The organism is Streptomyces nanhaiensis (assembly GCF_046614825.1).
Lineage (GTDB): Bacteria > Actinomycetota > Actinomycetes > Streptomycetales > Streptomycetaceae > Streptomyces > Streptomyces radiopugnans.
On the sequence record NZ_JBKJFM010000421.1, the window covers coordinates 1 to 315 of the forward strand.

The 315-nt window shown below is 58.7% G+C and carries 2 rRNA genes; both read left to right on the forward strand.

Annotated elements, in window-relative coordinates:
* Positions 1-89: ribosomal RNA gene (locus ACLIYP_RS30900) — 23S ribosomal RNA — on the forward strand; the annotation flags it as partial.
* A 109-nt stretch (positions 90-198) separates the two neighbouring features.
* Positions 199-315 (forward strand): 5S ribosomal RNA (rrf, locus tag ACLIYP_RS30905).

The window sequence follows — 315 nt, forward strand, 5'->3', positions numbered from 1 at the left end:
CCCGGGAGACGACCGGGTTGATAGGCCAGAGATGGAAGCCGGGTGACCGGTGGAGTTGACTGGTACTAATAGGCCGAGGGCTTGACCGTAGATGTTCGCGTCCACTGTGTGGGTTCTGAGACCACGAACGGCCTCGGCAGGTTTTTCGGGGTTCTAATTGAACAGTGTGCTTGTTCGCTTGGAACACTCGGATGGTGTTTCGGTGGTCACAGCGTGAGGGAAACGCCCGGTTACATTCCGAACCCGGAAGCTAAGCCTTTCAGCGCCGATGGTACTGCATGGGGGACCGTGTGGGAGAGTAGGACGCCGCCGAAC